Annotated in this window: 7 protein-coding genes; 3 read left to right on the top strand and 4 right to left on the bottom strand. The window is 60.0% G+C overall.

Translation table 11 applies throughout. From position 1 onward, the window contains the following. Window positions 1-543: 543 nt before the first annotated feature. From R3F07_11470 to R3F07_11480, 3 genes are all read right to left on the bottom strand, one after another. Window positions 544-6,420, bottom strand: coding sequence for an RHS repeat-associated core domain-containing protein (locus R3F07_11470; protein ID MEZ5276990.1), 5,877 nt, complete (start codon window positions 6,418-6,420; stop codon window positions 544-546). A gap of 50 nt (window positions 6,421-6,470) precedes the next feature. Continuing rightward, window positions 6,471-7,031, bottom strand: a complete 561-nt coding sequence (locus R3F07_11475; protein ID MEZ5276991.1) for a hypothetical protein — start codon at window positions 7,029-7,031, stop codon at window positions 6,471-6,473. A 409-nt stretch (window positions 7,032-7,440) separates the two neighbouring features. Further along, window positions 7,441-8,700, bottom strand: a complete 1,260-nt coding sequence (locus R3F07_11480; GenBank protein ID MEZ5276992.1) for a DegT/DnrJ/EryC1/StrS family aminotransferase — start codon at window positions 8,698-8,700, stop codon at window positions 7,441-7,443. A 90-nt stretch (window positions 8,701-8,790) separates the two neighbouring features. Here R3F07_11480 and R3F07_11485 point away from each other — a divergent pair, with 90 nt between their 5' ends. After that, the gene (locus R3F07_11485; GenBank protein MEZ5276993.1) at window positions 8,791-10,044 is read left to right on the top strand and encodes an AGE family epimerase/isomerase; all 1,254 of its coding nucleotides are present in this window, start codon (window positions 8,791-8,793) and stop codon (window positions 10,042-10,044) included. A gap of 240 nt (window positions 10,045-10,284) precedes the next feature. Beyond that, complete coding sequence (locus R3F07_11490) at window positions 10,285-11,523, top strand: DegT/DnrJ/EryC1/StrS family aminotransferase (GenBank protein ID MEZ5276994.1); 1,239 nt, start codon at window positions 10,285-10,287, stop codon at window positions 11,521-11,523. Between the two features lie 150 nt (window positions 11,524-11,673). Here R3F07_11490 and R3F07_11495 read toward each other — a convergent pair whose 3' ends face one another. Next, a complete protein-coding gene (locus R3F07_11495) occupies window positions 11,674-12,987 on the bottom strand; it encodes a hypothetical protein (GenBank protein MEZ5276995.1) in 1,314 nt (437 codons plus the stop codon). 167 nt (window positions 12,988-13,154) lie between these two features. Here R3F07_11495 and R3F07_11500 point away from each other — a divergent pair, with 167 nt between their 5' ends. Then, complete coding sequence (locus R3F07_11500) at window positions 13,155-15,821, top strand: alpha/beta fold hydrolase (protein ID MEZ5276996.1); 2,667 nt, start codon at window positions 13,155-13,157, stop codon at window positions 15,819-15,821. Window positions 15,822-15,827 lie beyond the last annotated feature (6 nt).

The following is a 15,827-nucleotide window of genomic DNA, read 5'->3' on the forward strand; positions in this document are numbered from 1 at the left end:
TTCGATATCATCAGACGTCCAAGAAAATGACCTTTAGTCCATGCTGCTCAATGCGTGGATCCTCCGCTGTCAGGCCAGGTATCGATATTTCAACACCCATAACTCCGACGAACCGGAAATCTCCGTTTTGACACGCACTAGTAGCCAGTTTCCTCGGATCAACTATTACTCAGGGCTTCCAACTGATCGTCCACTGAGTTCGGTTCAGGGGTAACCTCGAGGGTCTTCTGATCCCAAAACGAAACAGTTCCAGTAATACCTGTTGAGCAACCAAACAAAACGCACGCGACTACAGAAAATAAGGCAGTTTTCATTCTTCCTTCCACTCCTCAATAAACACTCTCTTTCGTTCAACATCCCTTCGATATCGATCCCACCAATCATCATTAGAATACGTCTTGGAAATCCGACACCCGTGCTAAACACAATGTGGCTCTCTCCCCATTCCGGGTAGACTGGATAGCCACCGTAAGTCCGTCTCTGGAGGCCCTTCAATCCATGCTCGGAAGTTCGCTGCCAAGATATTCTGAACGAGCGCCACATTCATGGGATCACTGATCTGCAGTAACACGCCCAAGCTCGTGCCCGATAATTTCGGCTCCCGAATGCGACCCTGATGCCCATTCCAAGGCCCGGGCTATACAAAGAATGATCCGGATTCAGTTGCAGTGTCCGGGTTCCACGATGTCCCGTAGCGACCTCAAGATCCGTATCCAGGACAATGGTCAAACCCTCAGCAATTATGTTGTTGATCATCGCCCTTCCTAGATCGCCACCGTAGAGTCCAATCTGGAGGAGATCATCAATAACTCGGTCTATTCCACTCTCAAGGTTACCTTCAAAAACTACTGCCTTCTCTATTCTAGAACGCAACTCCCCCCTTTGGGCCTCTTCAACCTCAACGCCTTCGGTCTTTGCGCTATGCCGCAAGGTCATCGGCCGGCCCAGCGTATCCCCTCTGGAAGTGTATCGCTCGAAGGCCCGCCAGGTCTCCCTGTAGGTCGGTTCGTTCAAAAGCGGTCTGTCCGGGCTACCGCTGAAGATCTTGCTGAGAACGTAACCGGCAAAGTAGACCAACTCGGCAGGAGGAAACACCAGACCCAAACCACCATCGGGCATTAGTCCCAAGTAATCCCAGTCATCCACGGGCCCATTCCGGCAGTAGGCGTAAAGATTGAGTCCCCCGTATTCCCCGATCGGGTCTCGGGTAATGAAACGTCCGAGCCTGGGGGAATACATCCGGTGGTTGTACTGGTAGAGCCCGGTATACTCGTCACAGTACTTGCTGGCGAAGCGGATCGGGTTGTCCTGAGCGTAGGTGCCCCCGGTTGGATTGGCATAGCCCAGCAGTTCCCCGAATGCGCTGTAGGAATAGACCGCCTCCAGCGTGCCGTCGCCGGCATCGATGAGGCCCTGCACATTCCCATTGGCGTCGTAGAGGGGGATCTGGTGGTTGGTTCCGTCCGTGGTCAGCAGCAGGCCGCCCACCCCGCCGCCACCGTGGACGGTCCCGGTCACGTCCAGACCCCACATGTAGGAGCGGACGGTCGGGTAAGCGGTCCCGCCCGGCATGGCGTCAAATTCGGCCACCGGATGCCAACCGTCATAGGCAATACGGATGTCTCCAATCAGGGTCAGGGTCACGTTCCTAGTTTCAATTCGAACCCGGCGCCCCATGTAATCGTAGGTGTAGAAGGTAAACAGCAACGAGTCATTGCGAATCGCCGAGATCATCCGGTTCTCGGCGTCGTAGGAGTAGGCCCAGGTCCCATCATTGGTGAGGTTGCCATCCAGATCGTAGGTGTGGGTCGCGCCCGAATACGTGATCTGGTTGAGCGAATTGATTGTGTTGTTGGACCAACTGCCTCCATCGGCCTTTTCCTTCTCGCGGTTGCCCTGAGCATCATAGCCCCAGTCGTAGAGCCGGTCAACCCAGGAACTCCCGTTCCAAAGGCCCTTCTGGGCATCGGCTCCAATCACCTCTCCTTTTGCGTTGAGCTCATAGTCGTCCAGCAACGACGAACCGCCCCGTTGACTGGCGATGCTTCCTGTGATGGTCCGGTTGATGTTCTGCTCGGCCCAGTCGTAGTTGTAGGCAAAGGTCGCCAGATTTGTGGAGCCCCACTTGTTCTCGACGGAATCGATCAGGTTACGCCACTGCTGGTGGTTGATGTTCCGTTCAAAGTCGAAATCGTACCCGTAGATCTTGCTGATCAGATGTGAACCCGGCCGGTAGTTATAGGTGAACAAACGCCAGATTTTTCCAGGCCTGTGCCCGGCAACGTTCCGAACAAATCCGGAAGCCCCTCCGTAGTAGTAGCGCGACTCGACGGCTTCGTCCGTATCATTGCCCCAGCCGACGCTCATCGAATAAAGCCGACCTTTGCTATCGTAGGAACGCCACAGGCCGCGCCCGTAGCCTCCGGTTACCCCATAGTGCCCGTGACTGTACCATTCCCATGCCTCCTGAAGGTCGTTCGTTCGATAGGAGAACGTTCGACCTCCAGTGGCATCTGAAATCGCGTTAAACTTGCCGGTTCTCCACGCATTCGCCCCGTAGCTGGCGTTGTAATAGTACTTCACATCGGGAGTCGAGTCGGAGTAGTCGATCATCTTCAACTCGCCGGTCATATACGCCTGGGCTCCGATATCCGAGTCGATTCCAATCGCGTCGTAGTATTTGTAGTTGGTTACGACGCCTCTGGCCCAAGTCCGCTTCGAAACCTGACCCCTCTTATTGTAGCGAAACTGGACAGTTCGGCTCTGAGGATCGGTCTTGGAATAGACGACGCCGGTGCGCTGGGCGCCACTCACATCGCCCGGTATGTCGTAGCTCCAGGTCGTCTGGTCATACGAAGAACCTCCGCCCGGCCACGAAGCGGCGTTCCAATTGACCGTTTCGTCCCGGAAGGTCCGCATTGCGGTTCGCCACCCGTATCCGTTGTAGACGTACTGAACCGGTTCGAGATCAGAGCCCCACTGATACTCGATCTGCCCGCGGCTGTTGTACGCGTATCTCTTTGTCTTCCATAAAGTGCTGTCGCTGATCTCGTCGACTGTAACCCGACCGGCTTTGTCATAGTAGGTCTTCTGGAACCCACTTCCTCCAAGATAGAGGTTCTTTCGGTGCTTTGCCAGACGCGTCCCCGGGTAGTACTCCAGCTCGACGTAGGTATTGTCTCCTACCGAAGCGTCCTGTCGGGTCGTTTTCCTCTGGATCCTTTCGTAGTTGTCATAGAGATACGTGATCTTCGCATTGAACGTGCTCGTCTCGCTTTCGAGAAGTCCATTGACCGTGATCGAAACAGCTGTGTTGGTGGCGCCTGGATAGGTAGTCGTCGTAGTCAGCCTGCAATTGGTGCGATCCAAGGTCACGATCTCCGTCGTCACCTGCCCATTCGGGTCCGTTGTCTGCGTTTCGGAGCGCAGTGTTGAGGTGCGTCCAGTCAACCTCGTACGAACCGTAGAAGAGACACCGTTAATCGAATCAGTCGTGCTGGTTAGCTTGGTCTGGGTCACCGTGCTCCACCAGTCGCCACTCATCTGCTCAAAATACTCATCGCGTGTCGTTACACGATCGACGCCCAGAAGATCAAGGGAATTGTTCTGATCCAGATCCATGCCTTCGCGGATCAGTTTGCCCTGCGCGTCGTAGACCCAGCGATGTGCGGCCTGGATCCAAGCCCAGCCCTCGTCCTTGAGCTGGCGCAAATAGAGCTGGCCCGCTGAGTTGTAGAGATAGTGATTCTTGACGTGGCCACCCGCCGGGCTGGGTTTCAGGTCCTCGTTCACCCTTCCGAGCCAGTCGAAGTAGGTATCGTGCCATCCGTCTCCGCTCACGGACGTTGAGAGGCGCTCCTGCCTGCGAAGGCGGCCGTCCGACTGCGCCCAGTAGTCGTAGTACTTATTGACCTCAGCGCTGCCGGTGATGCTCTTCAGGCGCCGGTCGTAGCAGGTCGTCCGGATCAGGTCGCTTCCATCTGGACGCAGTTCACGGGTCGCACGTGGATTGCCTCCATAGAAATACGAGTAGGTGGTCGCCGCGTTGACAGGGGAGGACCCGTCGACAACCTTCTCGACTCTTGTCGCAACGCGACCGGCCTTGTCGTAGGTATAGGAGGTAGCCAGGTCGGACGAACCCGCCGAGGTGCCCGAAGTGTTGCTGATCCAGGTGGAGGTCACCTGACCCGCGGGATCATAGGTCCACATCGTCCACAGATCTCCGCCACCGGGTTGGCCCGTCACCGTGGTGCGCTTCTGGTTCTTCTTGCGACCGAGTTCATCGTAGGTATGGACATGCTGGATGCCGTCGGCGTTGGTCTCCTGGGTGATCAGGAAGCCCTCTCCGTAGGTTGCGTCGTAGGTGGTCCAGTTGCCGTAGGGGTCGCCGGAATCGGCTGACTTCCAATAGGGAAAGGCCGCCAGACCTCCCTGGTAGGCGGTGATTTCACGGTCAACAATGTGCCAAGACGAATTGGCGTAGATCCGCTTCTCGACCCAGATGGGCGTGCCAGAGGATGAAAACACGGTCGCCTCCATCGTCGACTGGTCCGGGATCAGGTGGAAGCCAATTCCAGCAGTGTAGTCGGCCGAGGTCGAAATCTCGTACCCGTCGTAACTGGAAAGCGCCACGTTGCCACTCGAGGACGTCGTGCCATGGATCACAGCAACCATAAACTCCGTTCCGCCCGAAACTGCAGAGAAGGTGCGGTTGCTCGGATTGTAGGTCCCCCACTGGTAGACATAGGCCTCCATGGATCCGTCCGCGTGGCTGATCGAGTGGATCTTGCCCGGGAAATAGGTCGATTCGATCTGTTTGGTCTGATCGGTCGGGAAGTCCTCGGCGATGACTTCAGCCACATCGGCCCGGTAGGTCCGGGTGATCGTCTCAACCGAACTGCCTGAGTTCCAGTAGTCGTTGCGGGTCGCCACGACCACCGGCATGTCGTTGCGATCCTCGTTGGTGTTGTCGTAGGAAATGACCGTCTTGCCTGAGAGATACCCATTGCGATGGGTCAAAATGGTGGCCGGGAGCACGGAAGCTCCGCTGAAGTCGGTGGCATAGGTGTAGGTGACCAACTCGCAATTCGAATCGGTGGCTGATCCCGGAGCGGTCGGGCTGTCTTCGAAGGGGCGATAGACCTTCCAGATCTGGCCATTGCTGTAGTAATCGTACTTCTCCCAATACCCATCGGGTTCGACCTTGGAAACCACCTTCTTGTAGTTGCTGTATCCGCTGGTCTGCCCGTAATCGAAAGTCGTCTGAAGCGGGTTTGAGTACCCGTAGCCCTTGATGCTCTTGTAGAGCTCGCGGTCTCCCCAAGGGTGATCCTTGTACTCGTTAAAGGATTTCGCATAGACGTTCGACCCACCGTCTCTGACTTCGATCGTCTCCTCCTTGTCCGAGTTCGCATAGGTGATCCTGGTCTCGGCATCAGGCGCGCTTCCAACTGTCCGGTTGTTCCAGGGCACCACGGTCCACGTGCTGCCACTTTTTGTGATTTCCGTCCAGGAGGTTCGGGTACTCGGGAGGTGCCAGTAGCGGGTGATGCGAAGCTTGCTGATGGTTGGGTAGGTCGGGTTCTCAACCTTGTATTCAACGAAGGGGCTCTTATCGGTTTGATTGTAGGTGCCATTGGGGTTTTTGGGGCCAACCTCAGTGCGACCGTAGAACCGAATCCAGTAAGTGTGCGTACCCTCATACGCGTTGGGGTCTTTCTGAATGTCGGCGAGACACTCATTGGCGTAGACATGACGGAGGACGCCGCTTTGTTCGAGCACCTCGATGTCCGGATTGCTGTGGTCGTAGTAGAGCGCCGCCGGCGTGTAGGTGGTCGCGGTCAGCATAAGCTCGCGCATCTGGATGCTCCCGGCCGGATCGCCGTTGCGCAACTGGCCCATACCGACCGACCACACGATTCGTCCTGGACGAGGTTCGACCGCCTGACCGGCCGCCATGGTCACATTCGACTCGACCCTGAAGTCGAGAAATTGATAGGTTGTACCAGAAATCATGAGACGCTCGACGCCTTCCACAAAGACCGAATAGCCGGATGGCAGTTCGATCCGGATGTCACAGGAGGCCAGGAAGTAGGGGTCGATTGACAATTGATATTTCTTTCCGGGCTTCAGGTTGGCCGTTCCAGACAGTTCACTTGAGTAGGGATCACCGGTGTACCCAACTATGGTCTCCCCGTAGAGTTCCCCCGTGTCAACACTCAGATCCCCGAGCGATAGAAGAAGCTGTGCGATGCGGGGATCCGGACCACATGGATCATTCCAGCAGAGATTGGCTTCAGTTACATACTCTGCTGTGATTTCGACAGGAATTGTCACCGGGTCCAGCTGTGCCTGCCCGAAGGCCGGGGGACAGGCGACGACAGGCAAGAGTGCCGCGAGGGTAAGAAACGGTGGCTTCATCGGTGGGCAGGGGTTGTGGGTTGCGGGTGTGCGGGAAGGGTTGGGTGGGCTCAGGGGCTTGCGACCGGACGGTCCATGGCCCGCTCGAGCTCGACCAACCGCTCGTTTTCCCGCTGCTTGCGCTCGGATACCGCGTCGGCTATCGCGAGTTTCTGCAGACCCTCCCGGGCCATCTCGTCATCCGGGTCGAGGCGCAGGGCGTTTTCGTACCAGAGCCGCGCGCGGACCGCATCGCCCTGCAGATTCTGGTAGAGCTTGCCGAGCACCGCCGCCAATCGCGCCCTCTTCGCACGATCTGTCTCGGCGTCCATCGCAGATGAAATCCGATCTTCGGCTTCAGCGACGGCGTCCTCGACAAGATCGCCTCCAGATTCGTTGTAGATCCAGACCGCCAATTCGACACTGGCCCGGAACTCTCGTTCATCCCGGGTGGTCCCGATGCGTCCTGCCATCGCCCGTTCGGCAATCCATTCGCGAACGGCCTCACGTCCCCCGGTGCGAAGATCCGTCATCGAGGGGACGCTCTCGGCAGAGGAATCCTCGGCCCGCATCGAAAGCGGCACCACGGCCGCTATTACCAGATAAATGACAGACAGGATTCCGGATTTCATGGATTGAACGGGGTTGGGGGGGGGCAGATTTGCGAGTATCTCTCGAGACATAAATAAATCTAATGTATTGCGCGCTTCACATTAGATTTGATGAGTTTTGCCCCCCCCCCCTGAACGATGGCAAGAGAAAGATGAGGACATCCATGGGTTTTTTCGCGCACCTGATTTCCAGCATGGACCGCTTTTGCAGCCCAGTTTGGATCGGACTCAGCGAAACCGGAGCCTGGGCTTCCGCGGCCGACACGGAGGTCGGCTCTCTAAGGGGGACCTATCGGACGACCCTTTCGTCTCTCGAACGGGCGCACTCAATGGCGCCCGTTAGTGGGTTGAGGAAACCCCTACGTGAGCACCACGAGGGTGCCGCCGGAACATTGAATGCCCTCGGCGCCGTCTCTTGTCCAGGAACCGTCTACAATCCGGCGAGGCGGTGGGCCTGGCGGAAGGCGGCGATGATAAAGTCAATATCTTCGTCCGAGTAGAGGACCCCGACCGGAAGGACGACGCTTCGGGCGGTCACGTCATTGGTGACCGGGAAGTCCTCCGGCCGATAGCCGACCGCCGGCCAATCCTTCACCTCCCTGAACGGGGACGCCGCCGGATGATGGGCCTGGCGCTTGATGATGTATTCCCGAGCGTACTGGGCATAGGTGCCGGTGCGCTGGGCACTGGGAATGCCGAGCCGGCTCAGTTCGGCCGTGATCGCTTTGGCCGCTTCGGGAGTCGGCAGGCGCAGGTACATCTCGAGCCCGATGGCTCCGGCCGGATCCGCCATCGTGCGCTCCTCCACCCCGGGCAGGTCGAGGATGCCGGCAACCAGGCGGTCGTAATTGTGTCGGGTCTTCTCGATCATCCCGTCAAGCTTTCTCAACTGGGCGAGCCCGACCGCGGCGGTCAGTTCTGTCATGCGGAAATTCGATCCAAAGAACTGGATCTCCTTCGGTTCGATCTGTCCGGCATGAACCGGTCGGGCCTGGCCCACGTCGTGCATCCGGACCGCGCGCTCAAAGAGACGCGCATCATTGGTCACGACCATGCCGCCTTCGCCGGACGTCATCACTTTCATGAACTGAAAGCTGTAGATGCCGATATCGCCGATCGAGCCGACCCGGCGCCCCTTGTGGGAGGCGCCGACACAGGATGCACAATCCTCCAGGACGAGAATCTTCCGGCGGCGGCAGACTTCCATGATCGCATCCATGTCGCAGGCGACTCCCTGAAAATGAACGAGCAGGGCCACCTTGGTGCGGTCCGTCGCCAGGCGCTCGATCTCCGAGGCCGGAATGGTCATGGACTCATCGATATCCGCCAGGACCGGCGTGCCGCCGACCCGCACGATGGCCGAGACGCAGGAAATCCAGCTCCAGACCGGAACGATGACTTCGTCGCCGGGGCCGACTCCGAGTGCGGCGAGGGCGCATTCGAGGGCGGCGGTGCCGCTGGTCACGGCCAGGGCATAGCGCGAGCCCACCTTCTCCCGGAACTCCCTTTCCAGGGTCGCGGCCATGGCGGGTTTGTCCTGAGGGGTAAGGCCGTAATAGCGGAAAAGCAGTCCGCTCCGCATGACCTCGTTGACCAGGGCGGTCTCTTCTTCTCCGATCATACACTGCCCCATGCCGGGCGTCGGCAGGATCCGGGGCTCCAATGGGCCGACAGTCGATTGTGTCTGCATAACGTGGTGGTGTTCGATCGAACGGTTCACAGCGGCCGGGCACGACTGCAGTCTTGTCCCCCGCCTGATAACTATTTAGTTACTTTATACGTGACTCGAGAAAGAGGAGCAAGCCCCGAGGGTCGAATTCGAACGAATCGCATTTCGCCCAAGGCCGTCCTGACGCCCGCACTGGCGGCCATTGGCGAGCGTTACCGTCGCGAACTGTTCGAGGAGTATTTTCCCTTCTGGGATCGTTTCGCAGTCGACCATGAACGCGGCGGCTTCTTCTGCTGGCTGGATTACGACGGGCAGCGGGTCTCGGATGAGAAGTACATGTGGTACCAGGGACGCGGACTCTGGATCTACGCCCATGCCTACCGGTGTTTCGGCCATGATTCCCGATTCCTGGAAATCGCCCGGAAGACCTACGAGTTTCTCCTCGCTCACGGCCGGGATGAAGAGGGTCTCTGGCGCCGCTCCGTCGGTCCGAACGGCGAGCCGACCGAGCCCGCTGACGGGATGGGCTATGCCGGTATGTTCGTGGCCGAAGGGATGCAGGAATTGGCCCGGGCGACCGGTGACGCGACCGTTCTGGAAAACGCCCTCGTCGCCTGCCGGCTTTCGCGGCGTCTCTTCGACGACCCCACCCGCAATGCCAAACCCGACTACCTCCCGGTCCATTATCCGGGTCTCCGGCTGCTCGGGCACGAAATGGTCCGGATCCGCTTTCTCACCCAGGTGCTCCAGCATCACCCGGACGCGGTCCTCCAGGCGGAACTTGCCGAGGCGGTGGCCCATGTTCTGGGTCCGTTTCATCATCCCCTCCATCAGCTGACTTCGGAGGCCCTCGATCATGAACGGCAGCGCCCGGCCGACGCCAACGAAGATTTCTTCCTTCTTGGCCACGCCATGGAGACGATGTGGATGATCCTCGACGCCGTACCCCTGCTGAAGGACCCGTCCATCCAGGACACGGCCATCCAGCGTTTCCGTCGTCACGGCGACGCATCCTGGGACAAGGCCCGTGGGGGCTTCCGGACTGCCGTCAGCCTATCCCATGGTCCCCTGCCCGGCCGCCTCCTCTGGCACCATGACGAAGCTCTCATCGGCAACCTCATGCTTTACGCGCTGACCGGCGAGGCCCGCGCCCTCGAGGAGTTCTTCCGTATCGACGATTACACGACAAAGACCTTCAGGGTTTCCGGCCGGTCGGGTCCGGTCTGGGCGCTCGAGGCCGACGACAACGGCCGTCCACCGGCCAGGGTCAGCCGGATGGGCAATTACCATCTGCCCCGGCGGCTCATGCTCTGCCTGGAGTGGCTGGAGGCGATTGAGCACAATCGACCCGCCAATCTCAAATGAACACTTCGACACAGACCCGCGACCGCGGGATGCCTACCAACGGGAGAGGCCGTTCTGAATGGTCCTGATAACAGGGATATTCGGGAGGGATCCTGAGTTGTCGCTGCGGCAGTCTCTTGCCGCAAACCCACGCTGATACGCCCCAAGAGACTGGGGCGACTACAACAGACAAAACTACGAACAGGAAATACCAGTTCTGAGCCAACGAATCGGCTTATCCTGAAGGCTGTCTCTTCCATCATGACCACCACACCATCTGAACTCCCGGTTGCTGAAGGCGGCGCCGCCATTCTGACCGAGCCTGTCCCCACCCGCGTTCGCTGGGACGAAGCCGAGCTGGCCAATCTGACCGCGATGATCGGTCAGTCCTCCCTGCTTTATTGGAATGGCCCCCAGACCAGGGCATTGCTCGAGGCTTTCAGAAAGCACTACCCGCTCAAATACTGCGCGCCCTGCTCTTCCGGAACAGCCGCCCTGCACATGGCGGTGGCGTCACTGGAAATGGCCCCCGGCGACGAGGTCATCATGTCGCCGATCACCGACATGGGTTCGATGATCGGGGTCCTCTACCAGCAGGGCGTCCCCGTCTTCGCCGACCTTGAGCCCCACACCTACAATATGGATCCGGCCGATGTCCGGCGGAAGATCACCGGCAAGACCCGTGCCATCATGGCCATTCACCTCGCCGGAAATCCTTGCCGCATGGATGAACTGATGGCCATTGCCGGAGAGCACGGTCTCGCGGTGATCGAGGACTGTGCCCAGACCTGGGGCGCCCTCTCCCGGGGTCGTCCGGTCGGAACCATCGGAACGCTCGGGTGCTATTCCTTCAACGACTTCAAACACATCAGCTGCGGCGACGGCGGCATGGTCGCCACCAACGATGAAAAGCTGGGGCCCGGCCTCCAGAAGTGGGGCGACAAGAACTACGACCGGGTGACCGGCAGCCGGATGCCCGAAGCCCTGGCCCCCAACTACCGGATCAGTGAACCGGAGTCGGCCGTCGCGGCCGCCCAATTGGGAAAACTGAAACACATCTGCGAACGGCGCAACGCCGTCGGCACGCGGATCACCGAGGCGATCGGCGATGCCCCCGGGGTGGTTCCTCCCGAGGTGGTTGATGGTGACTGGCACAGCTATTGGTTCTATATGCTGCGGATCGAACCGGACCGCCTGAAGGTCGATCGGGCCACCTTCGTCGCCGCCCTCAAGGCGGAGGGTTTGAGCGCCAGCGCCGGCTATATCCCGGCTCCGGTCTACAAGTATCCGGTTTTTGCCAACCACGCCTTTTTCGCCGGCCGCTGGCCGATCCGCGAACTCGGATTGACCGGCATGGACTATACGAAGGTCAGCTGCCCGGAGGCGGAGGCGATTCTCGACACCTGCCTGATCATCCCCGTCAACGAGGCCATGAGCGACGACTACGGCACGAAGTGCGGCCAGGCCATCCGACGGGTCGCGCGGTATTACGCGAAATAGGCATCAGAGACGCCTCATTCCACGGGATTTGTAGCCAGGACGGCACGGACCAAGGTCCGGCCCTACGGGAAAAACTCAACCGTCGGATCGAGGCGTAAAGCCTCTCCTACAGATCCTGTCGGGTCGGGGCGCAAAGCGCCTTCTACCGGGTCAGGCACGTTCCACTTCTTCCATCGCGACCCGGGCCCAGTCGTCCAGGCGCTGAGGATCATTGCGTACGGTTGAGATGTCCTTGAAGACCAATTCGGCAGTGGCGCCTTCCGTGGCCTCGAGAATGCCCCGGATCTGCCGTCGGGCCCGCTCGGGTGACCAGTCGTCGACCGCAACAAGCGCGGGATTGGGTTTGATCGAGAGGACGTATTTGTCCGCGCCCGCCTCCCTCGCCTTCCGGATATCGCACCGCGGGCTGAGGGAAAACTTGCGCAAGTTGGGGATGCGATCCAGCAGGTGGATCTTTCCATGCAATTGCTCGCAACACCCGTAGTAGTTCATGCCCCATCGTTCCAGCCACCGCAGTTCGTGCTTCAGGGAAAACTCCCAGTGCATGTCCGGAGAAACTTCCGAGAAGATCTGGGCATTCCCGCACCCCCAGATGTCCCGGCAACGGACAGGGTCGGCTTCGGCGCCCTTCCCGGTGAGATCACCAGTGTAGGCATAGGCACCCGACCCCACCCGGATATTGTCCACTCCATTGCCAAGGAGGCCCAGGGCCTCCACCTGGTCCAATTCGTGCATGGAGGCATCGACATAGCGACTGACCAGTGCGTTGACGAAATCGGGGGCTTCTATCATCGCCATCATCATCTCGGTCATATCCACCAGGGAGAAGAGGCGATCCCATGGGGTGAACCAGATGTGCTTGATACCGACGATCTTCACCGGAAGGATTCCCTCAAAGATGCCGGAGAGCACATGGAAACGGCGGGCTGTCTCCACGGCATCATAGGTCACCGTGGGCATCCGGATTTTCCCGATGTCGTCGGGCCCCCTGATCTGGGATTCCCAGTGATGCGCCTGAATGCCTCCCAGATCGTGCTGGGCGAGGGTCCGGTCGCGCGGAACCAGGCCGATGCCGGTGCTGTGCCAGACCTTGCGGCAGGGGATGTGATCATCGAGGATCATATCAACCGGAAAGTGCCTCCACTGGTAGAGCGTCCGGCGCAGCTCATCTTCCAGTTCCCGCAACCAGGGCTCGGTGCAAAGGCAGACCAACTCCTGACGATGGGGCCGCAGTTCGTGCCAGGGCACCTCGGTCAGCCAGACCATCTTGCGAACGGGATCCCGGTCGTTGTTCCGACGCCACATCTCGGCCTTGGCCGCGCGATCCTGCCGCATGACTTCCTCCGCCATCTGCCGACCAAGAGAACGAAGGATCTCCCGGTCCCTGAGGGCGGGCCCCGCTGCAACGTGCCCCTCTGCAAAAGGCCGATCGTGAATGGGAAAACCGGCAGGTTCAGACTTCATGATTCCAAATCTCTGAAACCCTAACACGGACTCCAAACCCCGAGCGACCTATTTCATCGCGCTCGGACAAATCTCATGCTGTTGATGAGGCGCAGGCATCGGGGCGCACGAATCAGGATTCCCCTGATAGCCTCCTGGATCCATCCATGATAACCTGAATCGAGTTCATGCCCTACCCGGATCCAATCCCCTGGCCCAACGATGAAGATGAACTCGTGATCGGCCGGCGTTTCGATCGGGTGGTCACGCTCATGGCCGATCGCCCCGCCCTCTGCCAGGATGGCCGGACCTGGTCCTACCGCGAATTGGCCGAGGCCTCGGACCGGGTGTCCGGACACCTGCAGGGAATCCAACCCGAAGGCCGGGTCATGGTCTACCTCGGCAATTCCTTTCAACATCTTGCAGTGGTCTTTGGCGCGTGGAAGGCCGGCTGGGTGACGATCCCGGTGGATCCACGCTACCCATCCGAACGCAACCGGCTGATCCTCGAGGATGCCGATCCTCACCTCGTCATCACCGCCCCCCACCTTGAGGCGGCCGCGCGCGAGCTCTTCGATCGACCGATCGACGCCCGCCCGATAGAGGCGTATGCGAAGACCTCCCACGGGACGCAACGGCCCACCGTCGCCCCGGACGACCCGTCGGTCATCCTCTACACTTCCGGTTCGACCGGATCGCCGAAGGGCGTCCTGCACACCCATCGCTCCATCGCCCACATGGCGAGGAGACGTACCCGGATACTCGAGACCAGGCCTTCGGACGCCTTCACCCTCTTTTACTCGGCCAGCGTCATGGGCGGGCTTTCCGCGGTGACCTATGCCCTCCTCAGCGGGGCCAGCCTCCACCCGAGAAACTTCAAGGCTGAGGGCTTCAACGGCTTGGCGGACTGGTTGCGCGAACACCGCATCACCATCTGCCACAGCGTGACCTCCCTCTTCAGGGAAATCATCAACCAGGTCGCACCCGGCCAGGAATTCCCCGACCTGCGCATTGTCGTCCTGGGCGGCGAACAGGCCTATCGACGTGATATTGAGGGCGGGCGACGGGTCTTCGGAGCTTCCAAGCGCTTTCTCTGTGGACTCGGATCAACCGAAATCAATTCGGTGCGGGTCTTTCCGATCGATGCGGACACCGAGCTGCCGACCGGCCGGATCCCCTTCGGCAGGGCGGTGGAGGGGGTCGAGGTGATTCTGCTGGATCCGGAGAAGCGGATCTTGACGCCTGGAGAGACAGGGGAGATCTGCATCCGCAGTCGCTACCTTTCCTGTGGATACTGGAAAAAGCCGGAAATGACCGCCGAGAGATTCATCCCGGATCCGGAGGGTGGCGGGTCTTTGCTCTACCGGACCGGCGATCTCGGACGTCTCGATGCCGACGGCTGCCTCCACGGGGCGGGTCGAAACGACGATCTGGTCAAGGTCCGGGGCTTCCGGGTTGAGCCGGGGGAAGTCAACGCCCGCCTCCTCGCCCAACCCGGGATCCGCGAGGCCTGCACCGTTGCCCTGACCCGCAGCTCCGGGGAGGTCTTCCTCGCCGCCTACTACGTGACCGACCCGGATCAACCCATTTCCGGTCCCGGACTTCGGACCCGGCTCCTGGCGGAACTCCCCGACTATATGGTTCCCGAGAGGCTGGTCGAACTGGAGGCCCTCCCGCGCACCGTCAACGGCAAGATCGACTCGAAGGCACTGAGAACGGCGGCCCCACAGGCTGAGGAGGAGGCTCAACCTGCGAAAACCCGGACCGAGAGAAACCTGGCCGAACTCTGGTCTGAGGTGCTTGATCGGGACTCGGTGCCCGTGGACGTCGGCTTCTTCGATCTCGGAGGCACCTCGCTGACCGCGATCCGCCTGTTGGCCTCAGTGGAGCGGTTCTTTCAACGGCAGATCGCCCTGTCCATTCTCTTCGAACACCCGACCATCCAGAGCCTGGCCCGATACCTCGACCGAAGTTCCGACCGGACTATTCGATCCGGCCTGATTGCCGTCCGGCCCGATGGAATCGGAGACCCGCTCTTTCTGGTCGGCGGCATGACCGGAGAGATCTTCTTCTGCCGGCAGCTCATCCGCCACCTCAAGTGCGCCCGCCCCCTCTTCGCCCTCGAACCCGACACCCTGTCCGGCCGGCGAACCGAACATACCCGAATCGAGGAAGTGGCCCGGTACTACGCCGAAATCATCGGCCGCCACCAACCCGGGGGGCCCGTGACCCTGGCCGGCTATTCCTTTGGCGGAACCGTTGTCTATGAACTGGCGCGCCAGTTGACGGCCGCCGGCCGTGAGGTGGTCCAGACCATCCTCTTTGACTCCGCCCCTCCCCGTCTGCACCCGTCGGTCACCCCGTGGAATTCGGGGCCATCAGACGCCCCACCCGGACCCGTTGAAAGCCGGCCCGGACCCCAACGCCCCTCCCCCCTCCGGTTTTTCACGTTGAAGTGGTGGATGCGCGGTCGGGCAGAATGGCGCCGTTGGTCATGGCGGATGAAATACGTCCGCCTTTACGAACTGATGCTCCGCCTCCGTCTTTCCCCACCGGTCTCATGGCGGCGCTGTTATGCGTATTGGTCCACGCATTACATGGGCCGGCGCTACCGGGCAAAATCCTACCCCGGACCAATCATTCTGTTCCGATCCGAAGCACGCCGGGACCAGGGCGACCAGGGCTGGCGCGAACTCTGCGGTGACTCCCTCCGATTGATCAAGGTTCCGGGGGATCACGGTTCCATCTTCCGGGAACCCGACGTCCGGATTGTGGCCCGCGAACTGGACAAGGTGTTGGATGGGAGATGGCAGATGGCAGATGGCAGATGGCAGATGGTAGATGGTAGATGGTAGATGGTA

The sequence above is a fragment of the Opitutaceae bacterium genome (genome assembly GCA_041395105.1).
Classification (GTDB): domain Bacteria; phylum Verrucomicrobiota; class Verrucomicrobiia; order Opitutales; family Opitutaceae; genus B12-G4.

Coding starts and splice junctions, on each gene's coding strand:
- R3F07_11490 (MEZ5276994.1), top strand. CDS start 10,285: ATGACCACCACACCATCTGAACTCCCGGTTGCTGAAGGCGGCGCCGCC.
- R3F07_11475 (MEZ5276991.1), bottom strand. CDS start 7,031: ATGAAATCCGGAATCCTGTCTGTCATTTATCTGGTAATAGCGGCCGTG.
- R3F07_11470 (MEZ5276990.1), bottom strand. CDS start 6,420: ATGAAGCCACCGTTTCTTACCCTCGCGGCACTCTTGCCTGTCGTCGCC.
- R3F07_11480 (MEZ5276992.1), bottom strand. CDS start 8,700: ATGCAGACACAATCGACTGTCGGCCCATTGGAGCCCCGGATCCTGCCG.
- R3F07_11495 (MEZ5276995.1), bottom strand. CDS start 12,987: ATGAAGTCTGAACCTGCCGGTTTTCCCATTCACGATCGGCCTTTTGCA.
- R3F07_11500 (MEZ5276996.1), top strand. CDS start 13,155: ATGCCCTACCCGGATCCAATCCCCTGGCCCAACGATGAAGATGAACTC.